We start from the raw sequence: 21,686 nt of genomic DNA, 5'->3' as shown, positions 1-21,686 counted from the left end.
GGGCGGCGGCGTCGTTGTCAAGCGATTGGCCTGGCAGATGGCGATTATCGAGATTGACAGGTCAGGCCTCATGTAAAACCTGTTAGCGGTATCATCGGTCACGGCGCGTCAGTACGCCGAGCCGGACGGGGAAGTGAATGGACCAGGAAGCCCTCCAGGATCGCGTTCGCCGGCCGCGCCAGAAAGGCGTGGCGGCCGTCGGCGGCCTGGCCGTGGCGATGTCGCTGCTGCTGGCCCAGGACGCCCTGGCCGGCATGCCTCGCCTGGAGGCCCAGGGATCGGCCCGGCGGCTGGTGGTCGACGGCAAGCCGATGCTGGTGCTGGGCGGCGAGCTGGGCAATTCCAGCGCCTCCAGCCAGGCCTACATGGCCAAGTACTGGCCCAAGCTGAAGGCCATGAACCTCAACACCGTGCTGGCGCCGGCGTCGTGGGAGCTGATCGAGCCGAAGGAGGGGGTCTATGACTTCTCCAGCGTCGACGCCCTGCTGAAGGACGCCCGCGCCCAGGACATGCACCTGGTCCTGCTGTGGTTCGGGGCCTGGAAGAACAGCATGTCGACCTATGTCCCGTCGTGGGTGAAGCGCGACGACGTCCGCTTCCCGCGCGCCAAGGCGGCCCCCAAACCGGGGCAGGCTGGCGGTGTCAGCCAGGAGATCCTGTCGGCCTTCTCGGCCAACACCCGCGACGCCGACGCCAAGGCCTACGCCGCCCTGCTGGCCCACCTGAAGGCGGTCGACGCCCAGGGCACGGTGCTGATGGTCCAGGTCGAGAACGAGATCGGCATGCTGCCCGTCGCCCGCGAGTGGGGGCCGGAGGCCAACGCCGCCTGGGCCGCGCCCGCGCCGGCCGAACTGCTCCAGCGCCTGGCCAGCGGCGGCGACGCGATCGAACCGGAGCTGCGCGCCCTGTGGGCCGCCCACGGGTCGAAGACCTCCGGGACCTGGTCCCAGGTGTTCGGCGACGGCGACGCCGGCCAGGAGGTGTTCACCGCCTGGTTCTATGCCCGCTACGCCGACGCGGTGACCCGGGCCGGCAAGGCGGCCTATCCGTTGCCGATGTACGTCAATGTCGCCCTCAACCGCACGGGCAAGGCGCCGGGCGAGTATCCCAGCGGCGGGCCGCTGCCGCACCTGATCGACGTCTGGAAGGCGGGCGCGCCGAGCCTCGACCTGATCTCGCCCGACATCTATTTCCCGAACTTCAGCGACCTGGCCGGCCGCTACCGGCGGCCCGACAACGCGCTGTTCATCCCCGAGGCCAACAATGTCGGGGCGCCCGAGACCCCGGCCAACGCCTTCTACGCGATCGGCAAGTTGGACGCGTTGGGTTTCTCGCCGTTCCAGGTGGAGAACGCCGACGCCCCGGCCCAGGAGGCCGTCACCCAGGCCTATGGCGTGCTGCGGCAGCTGACCCCGGCGATCCTGGCCGCCCAGGGCCTGGGTAGGATGTCGGGCTTCAAGCCGCGCGTGCTGGAGGACGGCGCGGTGCTGGACCAGCCGGTCAGCCAGGTGCTCGGCGACTATCGCTTCACCGTCGCCTTCATCGATCCGTGGACGCCCAGGGCTGACCAGAAGACGGCCGGCCATGGCGGGATGATCATCCAGGTCGGTCCCGAGGAGTACCTGATGGCCGGACGCGGCCTGGTGGTGACCTTCGCCGGGGCCGGAGACGGTCCCGTCCTGGCCGGCATCGACAGCGCCGTCGAGGGCGTGTTCGACGCCCAGGGCCGCTGGATCCCGGGCCGCGCCCTGAACGGCGACCAGACCCACCAGGGCCGCCACATCCGGCTTCCGCCCGACCAGTTCCAGATCCAGCGCGTGAAGCTCTACCGCTACCGCTGACCGCCCCTGAGCGGACGCTACCCAGACCTCTCTCTCTTTGAGAGGGATTTCGTGGGGCGCCATCCACCCCCATCCTGGGCCTTCGGAACGTCCGCTCGGCGCGGCTGGCGGTTAGGGCGGGCGCCAATCTGGGCGAGTGGGCTCGCCTCAGAGCTTGGGCGGCGCGGTCACGTCCGGTCCCGTCGGGGCGGGCACGCGGCGGGCCGAGGTGATCGGCACCGGTGGGTCGAGGATCTGGCCCTTCATCACCGGGTTGATCGCCTTGCCGGGCGTGGGCAGGGCCAGGATCTTCTTGGCCACGTCCATGCCCTGGACCACCCGGCCGAAGGCGGCGAAGCCGAGATTGTCGCCGCTCCCGGCCGGATTGGCGTCCAGATAGGGCGCGTCGCCGATGCAGATGAAGAAGTCCGAGGTGGCGGTGCCCGGGGCGGTGCGGGCGATCGACACCGCGCCGTCGACATGCTTGAGGCCGGTCTGGCTGGTGGGCTCGTGGGCCACCGGCGGCAGGGCGCCGACGTTCTGCAGTCCGCCCTGGATCAGGCCGTAGTCGACGGCGCCCGGCGCGCGCGAGGCCCGGAAGAAGGTCGCCTTGTCATAGAGCTTGCGGTCGACATAGCGCAGGAAGTTGGCGGTGGTGACCGGGGCCTGGGCGACGGCCAGCTCGATGACGATCCGGCCCTGCGGGGTGTCGAGGGCGACATAGACAGGCGGTTTGGGGACGGGCGCGGGCGCGACCTGGGCGGCGGCCGGAAAGGCGGCCAGCAGGCCGGCGCCGACCAGGATCTCGCGGCGGACGAAGGGGCGTTGGGTCATGGGGGCGAGACTAGCAGGTCCTCCCCCCGTGGGGGAGGCGATCGCGCAGCGATCGGTTGGGGGGCGTTATGGGATCGTCGATCCGGGATCTGGCCATCGGCCGATCGCTCCCCCTCCGTCGGCTTCGCCGACACCTCCCCCACGGGGGGAGGATCTCTCAGACCAGCATCCCCTGCCCGCGCAGCACCACCAGCCGGCCGGCGTTGAAGAACGGCAGGGCCAGGGTGACGGCGATCAGGACCTCGAAGGCCAGGCTGCCCAGGTTGAAGCGGCCGCGGGCCTTGTCGACCAGGGCCGAGACGGCGCGGCCCAGGGCCGCGCCCATCCAGGCCATGGCCAGGGCGAAGGCCATGGCCGCCCCGACATGCGACTGGTAGCCCAGGAACAGGGCCGCCGCGCCGTGCGACAGGATCAGCAGGCCGCCCAGGGCCCGGCCCTCGGTCCTGCTTTCCATCTGGCCTTCCATCTGGCCTTCCACCTGGCCCGCCGCCGGGGGGGCGGCGGGGGGCGGGGCGTCGCCGTCCAGGGCGGTCAGGCCGAGGACCGCGCCGGGCCGGACCAGGGTCAGGCCGCCCAGCACCCCGCCGATCACGCAGGCGATGATCGCCAGGACGAGCGAAAGGCCATAGCTCGAAAGGGTCACGCGGGTCTGGTCTCCAACCGCCCAGCCTCGGGTCGTTCAGGCGGGCGCATGGCAGACGGCTTCGATGTTGCGGCCGTCCGGGTCAAGCACGAAGGCTCCATAGTAGTTGGGGTGATAATGGGGCCGAACGCCCGGCGCCCCGTTGTCCACGCCGCCGGCGGCAAGGGCGGCGGCGTGGAAGGCGTCCACGGCCGCGCGGGTCCCGGCCACGAAGGCCACGTGCATCGGGGCCGAGCTGATCGCGGCGTCGAGCGTTTCGGCGCCGGCGATCCAGAAGCTGGGCTTGCCGGCCTGATGGTTGCGACCATCGGCGCGCGGGCCGTAGCCCATATAGGCCACCGTGCCGCTTTCCTCCGCGCTGACCTGGTGCAGGATCTCGACGCCCAGGGGCGCGAAGGCGGCGTCGTAGAAGGCCTTGCAGGCCGCCACGTCGCGGACGATCAGGCTGACATGGTCGATCATCAGCGCACCTTCACCTTGAACACCACCTTGCGGTCGTCGGGCTTGTCGGGCTCCCAGGGGCGCTTGAGCGTGAAGGCCAGGTCGGTCTTGCCGCGTCCGGCGCCCTGGTAGGCATAGACGGTGGTCAGCCGGCCGCCGGGCAGGCCGGGGGCGGCGGCCACGTCCTGGCTGGAGCCGCCGCTCAGCACCAGGGGCGAGGCCTCGCGGTCCAGCCGCCACCCATAGCCGGTCCCGGCGTTCGAGCCCAGCCGCACCTCCAGCGTCTGGCCGCGCGCCAGCTCGACCGGGCCGCCGTCGGCCTCGGTGACGACGCGCGGCGCGGGCGGCGCGGCGGTGGCGCAGGCGGCCAGCCCGGCCGGAAGGACCAGGAGGCCGATCGCGGCCAGGGCCGGAGCCAGGGCCAGGGCCTGGGCGGGGGTTTTCATCGTCTTCATGCCGCCGTCTTCCTCCCTATCTATGTCCGTCGCCGGGGCGTCGCCCGGCCCGAGGCTGATTTGCCCACAGCAAATCGCCCCCAGCAAATTGGGCGTCGTCCTTGACTCCCCCAACCCCCGGTCCTAACTCCTGCCCGGCGTTGGCACTCGATGGGAGCGACTGCTAACAGCGACGCTCCCCGCTTGCCGACGGACCATATCTTTAAAACCGTCTTGACGGAGAACGACCCATGAAATTTCGCCCCCTCGGCGACCGCGTCCTGGTGAAGCGCGTCGAAGAAGAAACCAAGACCAAGGGCGGGATCATCATCCCCGACACCGCCAAGGAAAAGCCGCAGGAAGGCGAAGTCGTCGCCGTCGGTCCCGGCGCCCGCAACGACAAGGGCGACATCGTCGCCCTGGACGTGAAGGCCGGCGACCGCATCCTGTTCGGCAAGTGGTCCGGCACCGAAGTGAAGGTGGACGGCCAGGACCTGCTGATCATGAAGGAAAGCGACGTCCTGGGCATCGTCGAGGCCTGAAGGCCCGAGCTGTCCTCCGCTTTCGAACCCCAGTTTCTCTTTTAGAAGGGCTCTCAAATGGCCGCTAAAGACGTCTATTTCTCCTCCGACGCGCGCGACAAGATGCTGCGCGGCGTCAACATCCTCGCCAACGCGGTGAAGGTGACCCTGGGCCCCAAGGGCCGCAACGTCGTGATCGAAAAGTCGTTCGGCGCCCCGCGCTCGACCAAGGACGGCGTCTCGGTCGCCAAGGAAATCGAACTGGCTGACAAGTTCGAGAACCTCGGCGCGCAGATGATCCGCGAAGTCGCGTCCAAGACCAACGACAAGGCCGGCGACGGCACCACCACCGCCACCGTCCTGGCCCAGGCCATCGTGCAGGAAGGCCTCAAGTCGGTCGCCGCCGGCATGAACCCGATGGACCTGAAGCGCGGCATCGACAAGGCCGTCCACGTCGTCGTCGACTCCATCAAGGCGTCGTCGAAGAAGGTCACCACCAACAACGAGATCGCCCAGGTCGGCACCATCTCGGCCAACGGTGACAAGGACGTCGGCGAGATGATCGCCAAGGCCATGGACAAGGTCGGCAACGAAGGCGTCATCACCGTCGAGGAAGCCAAGACCGCCGAGACCGAACTCGACGTCGTCGAAGGCATGCAGTTCGACCGCGGCTACCTGTCGCCGTACTTCATCACCAACGCCGACAAGATGGAAGTCCAGCTCGAAGAGCCGCTCATCCTGCTGTTCGAAAAGAAGCTGTCGTCGCTGCAGCCGCTGCTGCCGGTGCTGGAAGCCGTCGTCCAGTCGGGCCGTCCGCTGGTGATCATCGCCGAGGACGTCGAGGGCGAAGCCCTGGCCACCCTGGTGGTCAACAAGCTGCGCGGCGGTCTCCGCGTCGCCGCCGTCAAGGCCCCGGGCTTCGGCGATCGCCGCAAGGCCATGCTGGAAGACATCGCCATCCTGACCGGCGCGCAAGTCGTGTCGGAAGACCTGGGCATCAAGCTCGAGAACGTCTCGCTCGACATGCTGGGCAAGGCCAAGAAGGTCTCGATCACCAAGGACGACACCACCATCGTGGACGGCGTCGGTGAGAAGTCGGCCATCGAGGCCCGCATCTCGCAGATCAAGAAGCAGATCGAGGACACCACCTCGGACTACGACAAGGAAAAGCTGCAAGAGCGTCTGGCCAAGCTGGCCGGCGGCGTCGCGGTCATCCGCGTCGGCGGCTCGACCGAAGTCGAGGTGAAGGAAAAGAAGGATCGCGTCGACGACGCCCTGAACGCGACCCGCGCGGCCGTGGAAGAAGGCATCGTCCCCGGCGGCGGCGTGGCCCTGCTGAAGGCCTCCAAGGCCCTGGCGACCCTGGTCGGCGACAATGACGACCAGACCGCCGGCATCGCCATCGTCCGTCGCGCCCTGCAGGCCCCGATCCGCCAGATCGCCGAGAACGCCGGCGTCGAAGGCTCGATCGTGGTCGGCAAGATCCTCGAGAACGACTCGGCCACCTTCGGCTTCAACGCCCAGACCGAGCAGTATGTCGACCTGATCACCGACGGCGTCATCGACCCCGCCAAGGTGGTCCGCACCGCCCTGCAGGACGCCGCCTCGGTGGCCGGCCTGCTGATCACCACCGAAGCCGCCATCGTCGAAGCGCCGAAGAAGAACGCTCCGGCCGGAGGCCCTCCCGGCGGCGGCATGGGCGGCATGGGCGACATGGACTTCTAAGGAAGTCTCGTCAGCCCAGCTGATTGGAATGGAGAAGGGCGGGGCCGAAAGGTCCCGCCCTTTTTCTGTCCTGGCCCGGCGAGCTGCTAGGCGACCGCCTGATGCGACGACAGCGCGGAAAGCGCCTCGGCGATTTGTCGAGGATGGTAGGGCTTGGGGATGAAAATCGATCCGTCCACGCCTTCGAGCGGATGGCGCGCCGCCGCCGCCGCCGAAACGAAGACCACCGGAAGCCCGGGATAGGCCAGGCGGGTTCGGCGGGCCACCTGGAAGCCGTCGGCGCCGGGGCCAAGATCGATGTCGCACACCAGGCCCGAAAGATAGCCCCGCTGATCGACGATCTCGGCGGCCGACTGGGCGTCCGCCACCTCCATGACCCGAAAGCCGCGATCGCGAAGAAAATCGCAAGAAGAAAGGCTGGTGATCAAGTCGTCTTCGACAAAGAGAATTTGCTGGGCTCGCATGTCTGCAATCCTATCGAGATTACATAACCCGTGAAGACTGTGATGTTTCCGTGGCGCGGGCGAACCCGTGCGAAGGAAATCGGGAAAGCGGGGGCGCTAAAGCTGTTGGACGCTTGAAGTCGATCGAGCCCAAGCCCGGAAACCGCTCCCGGATCCGCGGGATTCGTCGCGAGCGCGACGCGAGAGCGTTGTCCGCCTTTCCCGCTCCGCTTGTGGATAACCGATCACGGTCGCGTTAACGGATGCAGCGAATCCATGGCGACGCTCGTTCCTGACTCCGCGAACGCAGGAGGCGTTCAGGAGGCTGGGCGATGGCGAGACACGAGATCCACCATTTCCGTAACCGGCGTACCCTCAAGGCCGTCTATATCGTCCTGGGTCTTGGCTTGTGGCTGACCCTGGGCCTGATCAGCCAGGCGGCGTTCCAGGTCCTGGGCTAGGACGCGTCACGCCGGGTGACGGCGCGCCGAAACCTGCTACATCGGCGGGCATGTTCCGCCAGCGCCCCGACGCCGATCTGATCGTTCAAGGCTGGGTCGTCGGCGTGATGGTCGAGATCGCGGGCGAGCGCCTGCCCGTCCGCCACTACTTCGCCGTCGGCAAGCCCGACCGAGCCCAGGCCGAGTGGGCGGCCGTCGACCTGGCCATGCAGGCCGGCCCCGTCGCCTCCAGCCCGTCCGGCGGTCGCGAGCCCGTGGAGGCCCTGCGCGAGGTCGTGGCCTACAAGATGCGGGAACTGGGCCTGAAGCCGGGCGAGGCGCGGGCCCTGGGCGACAAGTTCCCGCGCCGGTGGCTGCCGGCCTAGCGGCCGGACGCCAGGACGCCCCTCCGTCGAAACTGACCCCGCGAGATAATCGAAAAGGTTGTCATCCCGGAAGCCCCGCAGGGGTTGTCCGGGACCCAGGGGACCGGGTGAAGGCGGTGCGGCTGTCCTGGGTCCCGGACAAGCGCTGCGCTCTTTCCGGGATGACAACGATTTGCGACGAGAAAGGCGCCTTCCCTTCCACCTCCGCCCAAGCCATCCTCCGCCGCGAACAGGCGTTGGAGGGGTGTCGATGTCACGCAAGCCGTGGGCCGCGTTGGGCCTGATCGCCGGCCTGGGCTTGGGCATGGCGGCGTGCGCCCAGCCCGCCCCCGCCGGCCCGGTGACCCCGAACGACTATGCGCGGGACGAAAACTGGCTGTGCCGGCCCGGCCGCGCCGACGCCTGCGCCGCCGACCAGACCGCCACGGTGATCCAGGCCGACGGCTCGACCCGCCTCGAGGCCTTCAAGGCCGACCCCAACGCCCCGATCGACTGCTTCTACGTCTATCCGACGGTGTCGTCCGATCCCGGCGGCAACAGCGACATGACGCCGGACCTGCCGGAAAAGGCCGTGGCCGGCCAGCAGTTCGGCCGCTTCGGCCAGGTCTGCAAGCTGTACGCCCCCAGCTACCGGCAGGTGACCATCGCCGCCCTGCGCAAGGTCATGATGGGCCAGGCCTCGCCGGGCGACGGCGAGCTGGCCTATGCCGACGTCCTGGCCGCCTGGAAGGACTACCTGGCCCGCGACAACCATGGGCGCGGCGTGGTGCTGGTCGGCCACTCCCAGGGCTCGCGCATCCTGCTGCGGCTGATCCAGGAGGAGATCGACGGCAAGCCGGTGCAGAAGCAGCTGGTCTCGGCCCTGATCCTGGGCATGAACACGCCGGTCGACCCGGCCCGGGACGCCTATGGCTCGCTGCCCCTGTGCCGCAAGGCCGGCCAGATCGGCTGCGTGATCTCCTACGTCTCGTTCCGCGCCGACAGCCCGCCGCCGGCCACCAGCAAGTTCTTCGGCAAGGTCGCCGAGCCGGGGATGAAGGCCGCCTGCGTCAATCCCGCCGCCCTGGCGGGCGGTTCGGCCCCGGTGCGCGGCTATTTCAGCGACCGCACGATCATGGGCGCGGCCATGCGCCCGGCCACGGTCTGGGCCAGGGACGTGACGGTGACGACGCCGTTCGTGGAGCTGCCGGGCCTGGTCTCGGCGGAGTGCGTCAGCAGCGGCGGCTTCGACTACCTGGCCGTGACCGTCCATCCCGACAAGGCCGACCCCCGCACCGACACCATCCCCGGCGACCTGCTGGTGCTGGGCCAGCCGCTGAAGGACTGGGGGCTGCACCTGGTGGACGTCAACCTGACGATGGGCGACCTGGTGGCGGTGGTCGGGGAACAGAGCAAGGCTTACACGGCGGCGAAGTAGCGGCTCACGCACCTGCCCCCACCTGACGGCTTCGCCGTCTGTCCGCCCCCATAGGGGGCGGAGCCTTCGCGCTTCAGGCTCTTCCCCCTCTGGGGGAAGACGGCCGAAGGCCAGTAGGGGGCAAGTGCGGTTCCATCGAGACTCCTACTTCGCCACGCTCTTGAACACCGTCACCCCCAGGACGGCGAAGATGATGAAGCCCAGCAGGAACAGGAAGAACAGGATCTTGGCGATCCCGGCCGCCGCGCCGGCGATGCCGGTGAAGCCCAGGGCGCCGGCGATCAGGGCGACGATCGCCAGGATGACAGCCCATTTCAACATGATCGTTTCCTCGGATACCGCGCCCGCCTGTCGCGGGCTTTGCAGAGGCAACGCGGCCTCGGCGCGCCCTGTTCCCTTCGCGATCCCCTTCGGCGGCTTGTGTTGACGGCCCTGGCTCGGTAACCCATCCCCATGGCCTCCAAGCCCGAAAGCCCGACCGAACCGTTCAAGCGCGCCCTGGCCCACGCGGCGCGCTCGCTCGCCGAGACCCCCGACCTGGAGGTGGTGTTCTCCGGCGAGGGCCCCAGCCTGGTCGGCAAGCGGGCGGTGCTGCCGCACCCGCCGCGCGACCTGAACGCCAAGGAGGCCGCCCGCATCCGCGGCTTGGCCGACCAGATGGCCCTGCGCCTGGCCCACCACGACGCGGCCGCCCACGCCCGGGCCCGTCCCGGTTCGCCCGACGGCCAGGCGGCCTTCGAGGCCATCGAGCAGGCGCGGCTGGAGGCCATCGGGTCCAACGCCCTGGGCGGGGTGCGCGCCAACCTGACCGCCGCGCTGGAGGCCCGCCTCGAAAAGCAGGGCCTGACCCGCGCGGTCGCCACCGACCGCCAGTCCGCGCCCATGGCCGAGATCCTGTCGCTGATGGTCCGCGAACGCCTGACCGGCGACGCCCCGCCCGATGGCGCGAAAGCCCTGGTCGACATCCTGCGGGCCGACATCGAGGCCCGGGCCGGCAAGGACCTGGACCGCCTGGCCGCGGCCATCGACGACCAGGCCGCCTTCGCCCGGGTGACCCGCGAGATCCTGCGCGACCTGGACCTGGGCGAGGACATGTCCGACGCCACCGAGCAGTCCGACGAGGACGAGGGCGACGAGGACCAGAACACCGAGGCCTCGGAGGACGATTCCGGCGAAGGCGAGGGCGAGCAGTCCGACGGCGCCCAGCCCGAGCAGGCCGAGACCTCGGACCGCGAGTCCGAGGCCGGCGACGAGGAGATGGTCCAGTCCGAGCAGGACGGCGATCCGGAGGACACCGACGAGGCCCCCGAGATGGGCGACGGCGCCAAGCCGGCCCGTCCGGACCAGGGCCAGGGCGGCGCCAACGAGCCGGCCTACAAGGTGTTCACCACGGCCTATGACGAGGTGGTGCCGGCCGAGGAGCTGTGCGACGCCGACGAGCTGACCCGGCTGCGCGCCTATCTGGATCAGCAGCTGGCGGCGTTCTCCAGCGTGGTCTCGCGCCTGGCCAACAAGCTGCAGCGGCGGCTGCTGGCCCAGCAGAACCGCGCCTGGACCTTCGACCTGGAGGAGGGGATGCTGGACGTCGCCCGCCTGACCCGGGTGATCATCGACCCGACCGCCCCCCTGTCGTTCAAGCAGGAGGAGGACGTCGAGTTTCGCGACACGGTCGTCACCCTGCTGATCGACAATTCGGGCTCGATGCGCGGCCGGCCGATCATGGTGGCCGCCGTCTGCGCCGACATTCTGGCCCGCACCCTGGAGCGCTGCGCGGTCAAGGTCGAGGTGCTGGGCTTCACCACCCGCGCCTGGAAGGGCGGCAGCGCCCGCGACGAGTGGATCAAGGCCGGCAAGCCGCCCGCCCCGGGCCGGCTGAACGACCTGCGCCATATCATCTACAAGAGCGCTGACGCGCCCTGGCGGCGGGCCCGCAAGAATCTGGGCCTGATGATGCGCGAGGGCCTGCTGAAGGAAAACATCGACGGCGAGGCCCTGATGTGGGCCCACCAGCGCCTGATCGGCCGGCCCGAAGCCCGCCGCATTCTGATGGTGATCTCCGACGGCGCGCCGGTGGACGACTCCACCCTCAGCGTCAATTCGGGCCACTATCTGGAGCGCCACTTGCGGCAGGTGATCGCCGAGATCGAGACCCGCAGCCCGGTCGAGCTGATCGCCGTCGGCATCGGCCACGACGTGACGCGCTACTACCGCCGGGCGGTGACCATCGTCGACGTCGAGCAGCTGGGCGGCGCCCTGGTCGACCAGCTGGCCGGGCTGTTCGACGAGGAGCCCAAGGCGGTCAAGCGGGCCAGGGGCCTGCTGAGCGCCCCGCCGACCGTGCAGCCGCAGGCGCCCAGGCCCGCCCGCAAGGTTCCCGCGTGACCGGACTGCGCGGCCTCCTCGTGTTGGGCCTGGTCTCCGTGGCCCTGGGCCAGTGCGCCAAGGCTCCGCCGCAGCCGGCCGTGCTGCCGGTCGCCCCGGTCAAGGTCGGGCCGGAGATCGGCCTGACGACCACGCCGGTCCCGCTCAGCGCGGCCAATCCGCCTCCTGTCTCGATCGGCCGTTTCGTCTATGCCGGCGGGATCGCGATCAGCAGCCCCGACACCCAGCGCCTGCACGGCCTGTCGGACCTGAAGTTCGGCCCCGACGGCGGGCTGGTGGCGATCAGCGACGAGGGCGACCTGTTCGAGGCCCGGCTGAAGCTGGACGAGGCCGGTCGCCTGGTCGGCCTGACCGACGGCAAGCTGTCGCCGCTGAAGGGCCTGGACGGCCAGCCGCTGCAGGGCAAGGAGCAGGCCGACGCCGAGGGCCTGGCGATCCTGCCCAACGGCGACCGCCTGGTCAGCTTCGAGCGCGACCACCGCATCTGGCTGTATCCCCGTCAGGCCGACGGAACCTACGGGACGCCCCGCGTCGCCAACAAGCCGAGCACCACCTTTCCCGACAATGAGGGCATGGAGGCCCTGACCGCCTATCCGATCGCCGGCCCCGACGCCTATCTGGTGGGCGGCGAGGAGGGCGAGGTGTGGCTGTGCCGGCTGTCGGTTCCCTGCGTGGGCCAGGCCCCGCAGTCGCCGCCCGACTTCACCTGGGGCCTGACCAGCTTCGCGGCCTTCGAGGGGCAGTCGGTCGCCAGCCTGTTCCGCGCCTACGACCCGATCCGCGGCTGGCGCGGCCAGGTGCGGTTCGTGATCGACCCCCGGGCCCCGGCCGCCAAGCAGTACCTGGCCGCGACCCTGACCCTGGACGGGGCCGCGACCCGCGACAATTTCGAGGGGATCGCGCTGTCCCGCAGCCCGTCGGGCGTCACGCGGATCTACCTGATCACCGACGACAACGACGCGCCGCAGGAACGCACCCTGCTGATGGCCTTCGACTGGACGGCCCCGCCGCCGCCCCCGCCCGCGCCGCCGAAGTCGGCCAAGCCGGTGCGGCGGCGGTAGGGGCGCGCTCGAAGCGTTAAATTCAGTTGTCATCCCGGAAAGCGCGCAGCGCTTGTCCGGGACCCAGGGGCGGTTGCACCGCATCAGCCCAGTCCCCTGGGTCCCGGACAGCCTCTGCGAGGCTTCCGGGATGACAACCGTTGGGGGGAATCGAAGAACGGCTAAGCCCGTCCGATCCCGTCCAGCTCCGCCATCACCGCGTCCGGCAGCGCCAGCGAGGCCGTCGCCAGGTTCTCGCGCAGGTGGGCGACCGAGGAGGTGCCGGGGATCAGCAGGATGTTGGGCGCGCGGCGCAGCAGCCAGGCCAGGGCGACCTGCATCGGCGTGGCGCCGAGGCGCGCGGCGACGTTGGACAGGGCCGTCGACTGCAACGGGCTGAACCCGCCCAGCGGGAAGAACGGCACATAGGCGATTCCGTCCTCGGCCAGGGCGTCGATCAGGGCGTCGTCGTCGCGGTGGGCCAGATTGTACTGGTTCTGCACGCAGACGATCTCGGCGATGCCGCGCCCCTCCGCGACCTGGATCGCGGTCACGTTGCTGAGGCCGATGTGGCGCACCAGGCCCTGGCGCTGGAGATCGGCCAGCACCTCGAGCGGCTCGGCGATCGAGCCCTCGGCCGGGCCATGGACGTCGAACATGATCCGCAGGTTGACGATGTCGAGCGTCTCCAGGCCCAGATTGCGCAGGTTGTCGTGCACCGCGCGCTCCAGCTGGTCGGCGCCATAGGCCGGGTTCCAGGAGGCGTCGTCGCCGCGCACCGCGCCGATCTTGGTGACGATCACCAGGTCTTCGGGATAGGGCGACAGCGCCTCGCGGATGATCTGGTTGGTGACGTGGGGGCCGTAGAAGTCGCTGGTGTCGATGTGGTCGACGCCGGCCGCCACCGCCTCGCGCAGGACCGACAGCGCCGCGTCGCGGTCGCGCGGCGGGCCGAAGACGCCGGGCCCGGCCAGCTGCATGGCGCCATAGCCCAGCCGTCGCACCGTACGGCCGCCCAGGGTGAAGGTTCCCGCCTGATCGATCGCCTGCATGGTCGTCTCCATTGTTCGATGGACCGCAAGCTAGCGACGGACGCGATTTTCGATAACCGGATGCAATCGGCACGGGCTGTGCGGATTTCCGTACAATACGGTCGAGCCGATAAGGTCGAGGAGGGTTCGGGGCAGGCCGGGCGGCGAATGCCCAAGGAACCGGCGTTTTGGGTAGTTTCTTTTGAAACTCAATATTTTACTTCAATAGACAACGTTGTCATGTTACCGCTACCTTCGATGGATTGAGCGGGCGAGATCCCAACGGCCATCAGAGGAACGCGTCGGGAGGTGGTTGAACCCCAACCCCCTTTCGGAACTGACATCATGAAGACTCTGTTTGTTCTGGCCGCTTCGGCCATGGCCCTGACCACCGTTTCGTCGGCCTCCGCCGCCGAGCAGCACGTCAAGGTCCGCGGCCGCACCGTCGCCGCCATCCACGCCGACATCGTCGCCGCCGCCTCGTCGATCTGCCGCGAGGACGTGGGCGACCACCCCAGCGACCTCTATGTCACCTGCGTGCGCGAAGTGACCCGCGACGCCGTCGCGCGGGTGGGCAGCCCTAACCTGAAGGCCTATGACCGCCAGGCGTTCCGCGCCAGCGGCCTGCTGAAGGCCAGCTACTAGGACCTCTTCGGGCCCGGTCCCCGCGCGGCCTCGGCGGCGCGGGGACCGGGTTTCGCCCCCGTTCGCCGCGATAACGGGCGTCAATCGGTTTTGCGACCGCACTGCAACATAACCGTTGATAAGTGACGAGCGGCTAGTTATAGCGTGAGCAGGGCGGCAGAGCGGGCGAGATCCTGGACCAGCCGCCGCGGGGAAACGCATTCCGGACGGGTTGAAGGTCAACGCTGTTCTGGAATCCGTCCCATGATCCGCTCCATCGTCCTGGCCGCCTCGGCCATCGCCCTGTTCGCCGCCGCGCCCGCCGGCGCCGCCGAAATCCGCATCACGACCGCCGGCAAGGCCCCGGCGCAGCTGCGCGCCGAGATCGTCAAGGCCGCTTCGACCGTCTGCTGGCAGACCGTCCGTGGCGAAACCCTGGCCACCTACCTGTACCCGTCGTGCGTCCGCTCCTCGGTCAGCGACGCGATCAGCAAGCTGAACAACCCGGAACTGGTCGCCTACAACGAAGCCAACCCGGCCATCCGCGCCCGCTAAGGTCGGCCTTCGAAAGAGTTTGTACGGGGCGCGTATCGGCCCCTTTCAGTGGCGTTGAAGAGCCCTCCCCGGCGACGGGGAGGGCTTTTTCATGGGCGGTCATGACCCGTCCATGGCCCGGCGCCGAACGCGGGGCGGGGGCGCTTTCCGCACGACGGGGCGCGCCGGGTCGACTCGGAACGCGAAAAGGCCCGCGAGGCGAACCTCGCGGGCCTTCCGTCGGCCGAAGCCGAGAATGCCTTAGGCGGCGACCGCGGCCGAGACCTTGGCCTTGACCTGGCGCTTGATCTTCAGGGCGCGCGGCGACAGCTGCTCGTCCTTGGCGCCCAGCAGGAAGGTGTCCAGGCCGCCCTTGAAGTCCAGGGTGCGCAGGGCCGCGTTGCTGATGCGCAGCTTGAAGGTCTGACCCAGCGAGTCCGACTGCAGCGACGCGGGCGACAGGGCCGGCAGGAAGCGGCGCTTGGTCTTGATGTTCGAGTGGCTCACATTGTGGCCGACCATCGGACCGATCCCGGTGAGTTCGCAACGGCGCGACATGGTGGATACCTTGGGCTTGGGCGGAGCCGACGGCTCCGCAACATGAATTTCGGCGCGCGAGGGACGGACCGCCGCGCGAGAGCGGGCGATATAGGCGAAGGCGGCTTGCCGAGTCAAGCCGCGCCGGACGATCCGGCGCCCCAACATCGCCTTCAAGCACGGTTCATCTGCCTCTCTATATATAGGCCGCCATATATAGGCCGCCTCGCCAGGAGATCGACCGCATGCGCCTGCTCGCCCCCGCCATGATCGCCGGAACCCTGATTCTGGGAGCGGTGGCGGCCGTGGCGGCGCCGAGGATCGCCCACCAGGCCGCGGACGCCGCCGGGGCGCGGTCGACGATCCTGCCCGGCCAGTGGGAGTACAGCTACCGCATCGGCCCGATCCCGGCCGGCGGCGAGGACCGCTGCCTCAAGCAGGCCGACGTCGAGCAGTTCTCCAAGGGCATCTGCACCCGCAAATACACCTGCGACTACGAGACCCGCGTGGTGCGGGACGGCAAGGTGGCGCTGAAGGGCACCTGGACCGACAAGAAGGGGCGCGTGGCCCCGGTGACGGCCAACGGGACCTATACGCCCGAGAGCTTCCGCCTGAACGTCCACATGAAGACCATCAACGGCCTCCCCCTGGCCGGGGTGATGGACGCCAAGCGCATCAGCGCCGAGTGCAAGGCGGGCTGACGGGTCCAGGCGGCGCCCTGTTTGTGGTTAATGCGAATTAAGCTACAATAGATGGTAGGGAACAAACACTGAATCGGGCCAAGTCGCTGATTCGGTCATGATTCGTTTCGCTCGTGTTCGGATGAAGGTTAGCCGGCGTTAACCGGTCAAGCGTTTCGACCCCTTCAGCCTGGGCGGACGGGCGGCTCCAGGGCCGTCGCGACCAGCTGGGTGTCCATATATTCGGTCAGCGCGGCGATCCTGCCGTCCCTCATCCGCAGCACCCAGCAATAGGTGTTGTCGTAGCGCTTGCCGGTCTTGGTGGTGACCTTGCCCCGGCACTCGACCACCACCGTGTCGCCCTCGGCGATGATGGCGTCGGCGACGTTGACATACCGGTCGGCGAACTGGGCCATCAGCGGGGTCAGCAGGTCGCGGCGGATGGCGGCCTTGCCGGTGTAGACGCCGGACCAGGCCGTGGTCCCGATTATCCGCCAGACGGCGGCCTCGTCCAGGCTGTCGAGGAACAGGCGGGCGTCGCCGCGCGCCAGGCCCTCGAAGATCGCCTGGATCCGTTGCTTGTTGTCGGCGGTCGCGCTCATGGCGGCTCTCCGTTCGAGGTGGAGCCTCATGATCCGGCGACCAGCATCATTCATCCAATCGATGCTGATGATGATCTATATTCGCCGGATGAACCTGGCCCAGCTCGACCTGAACCTTCTGGTGGCCCTGGACGCCCTGCTGGCCGAGGGCGGCGTGGGACGGGCGGCGCAACGCCTGAACCTGTCGCAGCCGGCGGTCAGCCACGCCCTGCGCCGCCTGCGCGAGGCGACCGGCGATCCACTGCTGGTGCGGGTGGGGCCGCGCATGGAGCTGACGCCGCACGCCCAGGCCCTGCGCGCGCCGCTGGCCCAGGCGCTGGAGCAGGTGCGCGGCCTGTTCCAGGCCCAGGGTTTCGACCCGGCGACCAGCGCCCGCGGCTTTCGCCTGATGATGCCCGACCTGTGCGTCGACCTGCTGATGCCGGCGGTCCTGGCCCAGGTGGCCGCCGCCGCGCCCGGCGTGCGCCTGGACGTCGTGCCCTGGCGCGGTCCGGCGGTGCTGACCCCCGACTTCGCCCGCACCATCGACCTGGTGGTCGCCTGGACCGGCGAGGCCTATCCCGGCTTCCATCGCCAGACGCTCTACACCGATCGCGACGCCCTGGCCGTGCGGCGCGGCCATCCCGACGCCGGACGGCTGTCGACCCTGGAGGGCTTCAACGCCGCGCGCCACGTGGCCGTGGTCGGGGCGGGCGAGCGCGACGACGCCATCGAGCCCTTCCTGCGCCAGAAGGGCGTCGAGCGCCGCATCGCCCTGACGGTGTCCAGCTACCTGCAGGCCCTGCGGATGACCGCCCGCTCCGACCTGGTGGCCTTCGTGCCCGGCCGGCTGATCGCCGCCCTGGCGGGGCCGCTCGACCTGGCGCGGGTCGAGCCGCCGCTCGATCCGGGCGAGGACCGGCAGTACCTGTTCCACCCCGTGGTGGCGCAGAAGGACTTAGGCTCGATGTGGATCCGCGACCTGGTGCTGCGGGTCGGGCGGGGGCTATAGGCCGAGGCGGCTCAACGCCCCCGCTTGGGGGCCACCGAGAACTCCAGGTCGAACAGCGTCGGCGCCGGGCTCGTCCGGGCCCGCTCGATGGTCAGCATCCGCGCCTTGGTCTGCAGGCCGCCGGGCGAGGAGAAGCCGCCGGGCTTGCCGTCGGCGCCCAGCACCCGGTGGCAGGGCACGATGATCGGCCAGGGATTGTCGCCCATGGCCTTGCCGATGGCGCGGGCCGCGCCCGGCTCGCCGATGGCCTTGGCGATCTGGCCGTAGGTGATGGTCTCGCCCGGCGGCACGGCCCGGGCCACCTCATAGACCCGCCGGTTGAAGGACGGCACGACGTCGTAGTCCAGCGCGACATCGGTCAGGTCGTCGCGTCCCCCCGACAGCAGGTCGTTGATCCGATCGATGACCTGCTGGACCTCGGCCGGGGGCGCGGCTTCGGCGGCCTCCGGATGGCGGCGGCGCAGGCGGTCCCAGGACGCCCCCGGCGTCGGGTCGGGCATCTGCGCCCCGGTCAGGCCCCGCTCGCCCCAGGCCAGGCCGCACAGTCCGATCGGGGTTTCGAAAAGGGCGAAGCCTTGGGTCATGGGCGCGATTATAGCAGCGGCATGCGGCGTTTCGAGCGGGCTTGGCGCTTTGGAGTCCGTTATCCGCCATCGCCGCATGGGATGGATCGCGCCGGCCGACGCTGCTGAAACCTTCGTCAGTCCGGAGGCCGCAAGGGCGGGCAGGGAAGAAGGGGCGCAGGGGAGCTTTCAGCACGGATGGTCCCGGCCTAGATTTCCCGTTTCTTGCTGTCGGGAGATCGCCTTGCGCCGCACCCTCGTCCTCGCCGCCCTGCTGTCCGTATCCGGCCTGGCGTCCGCGCTCGCCGGCGACCTCCTGCTCCACGGCGGGCCGATCCATACCGGCGTCGCCGCCGCGCCGACGGCGGAGGCCGTGCTGATCCGCGACGACCGCATCGCCTTCGTCGGCGCCCTGGCCGCCGCCCGGGCCAAGGCCGCCAGGGACGTCCGCGACATCGACCTGAAGGGGGCGGCGGCCTTCCCCGGCTTCGTCGACGCCCACGCCCACCTGACCGGCGTCGGCCTGCGCGAGCTGACCCTCAATCTCGACCGGACCGACTCGGTCGAGAGCCTGGTGGCGGCGGTGAAGGCCCATGCCGCCGCCCATCCCGACGGCCCGATCTTCGGGCGCGGCTGGATCGAGACCCATTGGCCCGAAAAGCGCTTCCCCAACCGCGCCGACCTCGACCGCGCGGCGCCCGGTCGGATCGTGGTGCTGGAGCGGGCCGACGGCCACGCGGTGGTCGCCTCCAGCGCCGCCCTGGCGGCGGCCAAGGTCACCCGGGACACCGTCGCGCCGGCCGGCGGCCAGATCCTCAAGGGTCCGGACGGCGCGCCCGACGGCATGCTGGTCGACCACGCCCAGAGCCTGGTCGCCGGGGTGATCCCGCCGCCGTCCGACGCCCTCAAGCGCCAGGCCCTGGAGAAGGCCGGCGCCCTCTACGCCGCGCGCGGCTGGACCGGCCTGGGCAATATGAGCGTCGAGGCGCCCGACCTGGCGATCCTCCAGGGGCTGGCGGCGGAGAAGAAGTTCAGCCTGCGCGTCGACAACTACATGGACCCCAGCGGCGCCGCCCAGGTGCTGGCCAAGGGGCCGTCGACCGACGCCACCGGCCTGATCCGGGTGCGCGGGATCAAGCTCTACATGGACGGCGCCCTGGGCTCGCGCGGCGCGGCCTTGCTCGAGCCCTACAGCGACGCCGAAGGGCTCGGCCTGCAGCTGACCCCGCGCGACAAGGGCCTGGCGCTGATGAAGCAGGCCAAGGCGGTCGGCGCCCAGGTGGCCATGCACGCCATCGGCGACCGCGGCAATCGCATGACCCTGGACTGGTTCGAGCAGAGCCTGGCTGGCGACGCCGCCGCCCGCTGGCGGATCGAGCACGCCCAGATCGTCGCCGACCCCGACCTGCCGCGCTTCGCCAGGCTGGGGGTAGTCGCCTCGATGCAGCCCAGCCACGCGATCGGCGACCTCTATTTCGCCCCGGCCCGTCTGGGAAAGGCGCGGCTGCACGAGGGCTACCGCTGGAAGGACTTCCTGGACAGCGGGGCGGTGGTCGCCGCCGGCTCGGACGCGCCCGTCGAGGTCGGCGACCCGCGCATCGAGTTCTACGCCGCCGTCTATCGTCACAGCCTGGACGGCTTCGCGAACGCCGACTGGCATCTGGAGGAGGCGGTCAGCCGCGACCAGGCCCTGCGCATGCTGACCTGGGCCCCGGCCTACGCCGCCTTCGCCGAGCAGGACCGCGGCACGCTGGAGGCGGGCAAGAAGGCCGACGTCACGGTGTTCAGCCGCGACCTGATGACCGTGCCCCCGGCGGAGATCCTGAAGGCCGAGGCGGTGCTGACGGTGGTCGATGGCAAGGTGGTGTTCGAGAAGTAGGGGCGGGCCGCTTCTGTCCACCTGCCCCAACGGTTGTCATCCCGGAAAGCGCGCAGCGCTTGTCCGGGACCCAGGGGGACCGCACCGCGCCAGCCCAGTCCCCTGGGTCCCGGACAGCCCCTGCGGGGCTTCCGGGATGACAACGGAGAGGGGTGGATCTTACTTCCGCGTCCGTTCGACCACCTCGCGCACGGCGTCGATGACGGCCTGTGGCTGGTCGAGCTGGATCTGGTGGCCGGTGTTGGCGACGGTCACGATCCGGCCGGCCGGCGCTGGCGCCAGCTCGGCGAACTCGGCGACCGCGTCGGCCACGATCCCGTCATAGGCCGCCTCGCTGATCGAAGCCGGCTTGCCGTAGACGCGCCTGAGCAGGATCACCGGCGGGACCTCGGCCAATGGCGTCGCGGCGCGCCATTGGACCTGGTCCGGCCTCGGGCCGGCGGGCGCCTCGCCGTGGAAGCCGAGATATTCCGACAGGGTGGCCGCCTGGGTCTGGGCGCGGGCCAGCTGGCGGTCGGTCTCGGCGTGCAGGACGGGGTCCTCCAGCGGCGGATCGTCCAGGCAGGACGCGTCGGCGGCCTGGCCCGGAACCAACCGGCCGGCCCTGGCCAGCTCGAGGCAATGGCGATAGCGCGCGATCTGCTCCAGGCGGCCGGCGTCCTGCTTGGCGACGGCCTCCGGCCCGAGGAATCTCAGATAGCTCTCACGCTGGCCGAAGGTCGAGGGATCGACCAGCACCAGGCCGGCGACCTGCCCGGGATGGGTGCGGGCGTAGTAGCTGACTAACGCCCGCCCAGCGAATGGCCGACCAGGACGGGCTTCCCAAGGCCCGCAGCCTTGATCAGCCGCTCCAGATCGGCGGCGTTGTTCACCAGGTCGGACGGGTGATCGGCGGCGTCGCTGAAGCCCAGGCCGGCGCGATCGTAGGAGCAGGCGGTGGCGAAGGTCGCGATCTGCCCCTGCACCTTGCGCCAGGTCATGGTGGTGTCGCTGAAGCCGGTTTCCATCAGCACGACGGGTCCGTGGCCCTGGCAGAACAGGTTCAACCTGCGGCCGCCGCCGATGTCGACCAGGCGAGCCGGGGCCGTGTAGGCGGCCGAGGGGATGGCGGCGGGAACCTGGGCCGCCGCCGCGCCCATCGTCGCGCCCGCCGCCGCGCAGGCCATGGCGGTCGCCGCCCAAATGGGATGTCTCATGCTCGCCCCCGTGTCAGGGGGATGAGAAAGCGTGAATGGGGTCGGATGATGGCGCGGACCAGCCCCGCTACCGCACCACCGTCGCCTGCCGGGCGCTCAGCAGCCAGGCCGCGCCCTCGGGCCGCCACAGCTCGGTGAAGCGGCGTCGCACGGTCTGGCCGGCCATCGGGTTCTGGCCCTTGGGCACCACGGTCTCCTCGCCCATCAGCAGCACCATGTCGCCGCGCAGGGAGGCGTGCTCGATCAGACGTTCGTACTGGCTGTAGCTGATCTTGCCGTCGGCGTTCAGCTGGGCGACCACGGCGCGCGAGGCGACGATGTTGACCGGATTGTTGACCACCAGCTCGGGCGCCAGGGCGGCGGCGAACACCGTATATTCGTCGGCGATGAGGGCGGCGTCCACCTTCTCGATCGCCCGCATCACCGCCGCGATCTTCGCGTCGAGCACCGCGGCCTGGACCTCGGGGTTGGCGGCCTTCCATCGGGAATTCTGCACGGCTCGATCCTCCGGTCGGTGACGTCA

26 protein-coding genes are annotated in these 21,686 nt (G+C 69.9%); 13 read left to right on the top strand and 13 right to left on the bottom strand.

All coding sequences use genetic code 11. The annotated features are described in order from the left end of the window. Positions 1-137 precede the first annotated feature (137 nt). Positions 138-1,841 carry a GH35 family beta-galactosidase gene (locus AC07NX_RS03340; protein ID WP_494639112.1) on the top strand — a complete coding sequence of 568 codons (1,704 nt, stop codon included), beginning with the start codon at positions 138-140 and terminating at the stop codon, positions 1,839-1,841. A 147-nt stretch (positions 1,842-1,988) separates the two neighbouring features. On the opposite strand, the gene AC07NX_RS03335 is transcribed toward AC07NX_RS03340, so the two are convergent. From AC07NX_RS03335 to AC07NX_RS03320, 4 genes are all read right to left on the bottom strand, one after another. Further along, entirely contained in the window at positions 1,989-2,654 is a 666-nt protein-coding gene (locus AC07NX_RS03335; protein WP_494639111.1) for a peptidylprolyl isomerase, read from the bottom strand. A 157-nt stretch (positions 2,655-2,811) separates the two neighbouring features. Continuing rightward, the gene (locus AC07NX_RS03330; protein ID WP_494639110.1) at positions 2,812-3,297 is read right to left on the bottom strand and encodes a DUF4345 family protein; all 486 of its coding nucleotides are present in this window, start codon (positions 3,295-3,297) and stop codon (positions 2,812-2,814) included. Between the two features lie 36 nt (positions 3,298-3,333). Further along, on the bottom strand, positions 3,334-3,759 hold the full coding sequence (locus tag AC07NX_RS03325; protein ID WP_494639108.1) for a VOC family protein: 426 nt from the start codon (positions 3,757-3,759) through the stop codon (positions 3,334-3,336). Beyond that, positions 3,759-4,193, bottom strand: a complete 435-nt coding sequence (locus AC07NX_RS03320; protein ID WP_494639106.1) for a protease inhibitor I42 family protein — start codon at positions 4,191-4,193, stop codon at positions 3,759-3,761. The genes AC07NX_RS03325 and AC07NX_RS03320 overlap by 1 nt, the downstream gene beginning before the upstream one ends. A gap of 230 nt (positions 4,194-4,423) precedes the next feature. Here AC07NX_RS03320 and groES point away from each other — a divergent pair, with 230 nt between their 5' ends. Beyond that, the gene (gene groES / locus AC07NX_RS03315) at positions 4,424-4,714 is read left to right on the top strand and encodes a co-chaperone GroES (RefSeq protein ID WP_028037871.1); all 291 of its coding nucleotides are present in this window, start codon (positions 4,424-4,426) and stop codon (positions 4,712-4,714) included. Positions 4,715-4,771: 57 nt separating this feature from the next. Then, on the top strand, positions 4,772-6,418 hold the full coding sequence (gene groL / locus AC07NX_RS03310; protein ID WP_494639104.1) for a chaperonin GroEL: 1,647 nt from the start codon (positions 4,772-4,774) through the stop codon (positions 6,416-6,418). A gap of 86 nt (positions 6,419-6,504) precedes the next feature. Here the strand turns inward: groL and AC07NX_RS03305 are convergent, their stop codons facing one another. Continuing rightward, the gene (locus AC07NX_RS03305) at positions 6,505-6,882 is read right to left on the bottom strand and encodes a response regulator (protein WP_494639102.1); all 378 of its coding nucleotides are present in this window, start codon (positions 6,880-6,882) and stop codon (positions 6,505-6,507) included. Between the two features lie 311 nt (positions 6,883-7,193). Here AC07NX_RS03305 and AC07NX_RS03300 point away from each other — a divergent pair, with 311 nt between their 5' ends. The 3 genes from AC07NX_RS03300 (at position 7,194) to AC07NX_RS03290 (ending at position 9,104) form a co-directional block, all read left to right on the top strand. Further along, entirely contained in the window at positions 7,194-7,322 is a 129-nt protein-coding gene (locus AC07NX_RS03300) for a hypothetical protein (RefSeq protein ID WP_494639100.1), read from the top strand. A gap of 50 nt (positions 7,323-7,372) precedes the next feature. Further along, on the top strand, positions 7,373-7,687 hold the full coding sequence (locus AC07NX_RS03295) for a hypothetical protein (protein ID WP_035074367.1): 315 nt from the start codon (positions 7,373-7,375) through the stop codon (positions 7,685-7,687). A 250-nt stretch (positions 7,688-7,937) separates the two neighbouring features. Then, positions 7,938-9,104, top strand: coding sequence for a DUF3089 domain-containing protein (locus AC07NX_RS03290; protein ID WP_494639098.1), 1,167 nt, complete (start codon positions 7,938-7,940; stop codon positions 9,102-9,104). Positions 9,105-9,248: 144 nt separating this feature from the next. Here AC07NX_RS03290 and AC07NX_RS03285 read toward each other — a convergent pair whose 3' ends face one another. Then, positions 9,249-9,425 (bottom strand): DUF1328 family protein, encoded by a 177-nt coding sequence (locus tag AC07NX_RS03285; protein WP_494639096.1) that lies wholly within the window; start codon positions 9,423-9,425, stop codon positions 9,249-9,251. Between the two features lie 132 nt (positions 9,426-9,557). On the opposite strand from AC07NX_RS03285, the gene cobT reads away from it, so the two are divergent. After that, complete coding sequence (gene cobT / locus AC07NX_RS03280) at positions 9,558-11,486, top strand: cobaltochelatase subunit CobT (RefSeq protein WP_494639094.1); 1,929 nt, start codon at positions 9,558-9,560, stop codon at positions 11,484-11,486. Beyond that, positions 11,483-12,547, top strand: coding sequence for an esterase-like activity of phytase family protein (locus AC07NX_RS03275; protein WP_494639092.1), 1,065 nt, complete (start codon positions 11,483-11,485; stop codon positions 12,545-12,547). Before cobT ends, AC07NX_RS03275 begins: the two co-directional genes overlap by 4 nt. A gap of 161 nt (positions 12,548-12,708) precedes the next feature. On the opposite strand, the gene AC07NX_RS03270 is transcribed toward AC07NX_RS03275, so the two are convergent. Further along, positions 12,709-13,578 (bottom strand): aldo/keto reductase family oxidoreductase, encoded by an 870-nt coding sequence (locus tag AC07NX_RS03270; protein ID WP_494639090.1) that lies wholly within the window; start codon positions 13,576-13,578, stop codon positions 12,709-12,711. 324 nt (positions 13,579-13,902) lie between these two features. Here AC07NX_RS03270 and AC07NX_RS03265 point away from each other — a divergent pair, with 324 nt between their 5' ends. Beyond that, on the top strand, positions 13,903-14,202 hold the full coding sequence (locus tag AC07NX_RS03265) for a hypothetical protein (RefSeq protein WP_494639088.1): 300 nt from the start codon (positions 13,903-13,905) through the stop codon (positions 14,200-14,202). A 243-nt stretch (positions 14,203-14,445) separates the two neighbouring features. After that, a complete protein-coding gene (locus AC07NX_RS03260) occupies positions 14,446-14,736 on the top strand; it encodes a hypothetical protein (protein WP_494639086.1) in 291 nt (96 codons plus the stop codon). Positions 14,737-14,976: 240 nt separating this feature from the next. Here the strand turns inward: AC07NX_RS03260 and rpmB are convergent, their stop codons facing one another. After that, positions 14,977-15,273 (bottom strand): 50S ribosomal protein L28, encoded by a 297-nt coding sequence (gene rpmB, locus AC07NX_RS03255; protein WP_035074348.1) that lies wholly within the window; start codon positions 15,271-15,273, stop codon positions 14,977-14,979. A 224-nt stretch (positions 15,274-15,497) separates the two neighbouring features. Between rpmB and AC07NX_RS03250 the strand changes: the two genes are divergently transcribed. Beyond that, complete coding sequence (locus AC07NX_RS03250; RefSeq protein WP_494639084.1) at positions 15,498-15,953, top strand: DUF3617 domain-containing protein; 456 nt, start codon at positions 15,498-15,500, stop codon at positions 15,951-15,953. Positions 15,954-16,117: 164 nt separating this feature from the next. Here the strand turns inward: AC07NX_RS03250 and AC07NX_RS03245 are convergent, their stop codons facing one another. Continuing rightward, positions 16,118-16,534, bottom strand: coding sequence for a nuclear transport factor 2 family protein (locus AC07NX_RS03245; RefSeq protein WP_494639082.1), 417 nt, complete (start codon positions 16,532-16,534; stop codon positions 16,118-16,120). A 70-nt stretch (positions 16,535-16,604) separates the two neighbouring features. Between AC07NX_RS03245 and AC07NX_RS03240 the strand changes: the two genes are divergently transcribed. Then, on the top strand, positions 16,605-17,525 hold the full coding sequence (locus AC07NX_RS03240) for a LysR family transcriptional regulator (protein ID WP_494639080.1): 921 nt from the start codon (positions 16,605-16,607) through the stop codon (positions 17,523-17,525). An 11-nt stretch (positions 17,526-17,536) separates the two neighbouring features. Here AC07NX_RS03240 and AC07NX_RS03235 read toward each other — a convergent pair whose 3' ends face one another. Then, complete coding sequence (locus tag AC07NX_RS03235) at positions 17,537-18,109, bottom strand: methylated-DNA--[protein]-cysteine S-methyltransferase (RefSeq protein WP_494639078.1); 573 nt, start codon at positions 18,107-18,109, stop codon at positions 17,537-17,539. A 223-nt stretch (positions 18,110-18,332) separates the two neighbouring features. Here AC07NX_RS03235 and AC07NX_RS03230 point away from each other — a divergent pair, with 223 nt between their 5' ends. Beyond that, on the top strand, positions 18,333-19,967 hold the full coding sequence (locus AC07NX_RS03230) for an amidohydrolase (protein ID WP_494639076.1): 1,635 nt from the start codon (positions 18,333-18,335) through the stop codon (positions 19,965-19,967). Positions 19,968-20,126: 159 nt separating this feature from the next. Here the strand turns inward: AC07NX_RS03230 and AC07NX_RS03225 are convergent, their stop codons facing one another. The 3 genes from AC07NX_RS03225 to AC07NX_RS03215 all read right to left on the bottom strand — a co-directional run bounded on the left by AC07NX_RS03225 (position 20,127) and on the right by AC07NX_RS03215 (position 21,659). Further along, positions 20,127-20,705 carry a hypothetical protein gene (locus AC07NX_RS03225; RefSeq protein WP_494639074.1) on the bottom strand — a complete coding sequence of 193 codons (579 nt, stop codon included), beginning with the start codon at positions 20,703-20,705 and terminating at the stop codon, positions 20,127-20,129. Between the two features lie 44 nt (positions 20,706-20,749). After that, a complete protein-coding gene (locus tag AC07NX_RS03220) occupies positions 20,750-21,163 on the bottom strand; it encodes an alpha/beta fold hydrolase (protein ID WP_494639072.1) in 414 nt (137 codons plus the stop codon). Positions 21,164-21,230: 67 nt separating this feature from the next. Next, complete coding sequence (locus AC07NX_RS03215; RefSeq protein ID WP_494639070.1) at positions 21,231-21,659, bottom strand: nuclear transport factor 2 family protein; 429 nt, start codon at positions 21,657-21,659, stop codon at positions 21,231-21,233. Positions 21,660-21,686 lie beyond the last annotated feature (27 nt).

This window comes from Caulobacter sp. GW821-FHT09A05, from assembly GCF_059418465.1.
The sequence above is the reverse complement of the archived record's forward strand: the minus strand, read 5'-3'. Positions and strand labels throughout refer to the sequence as shown.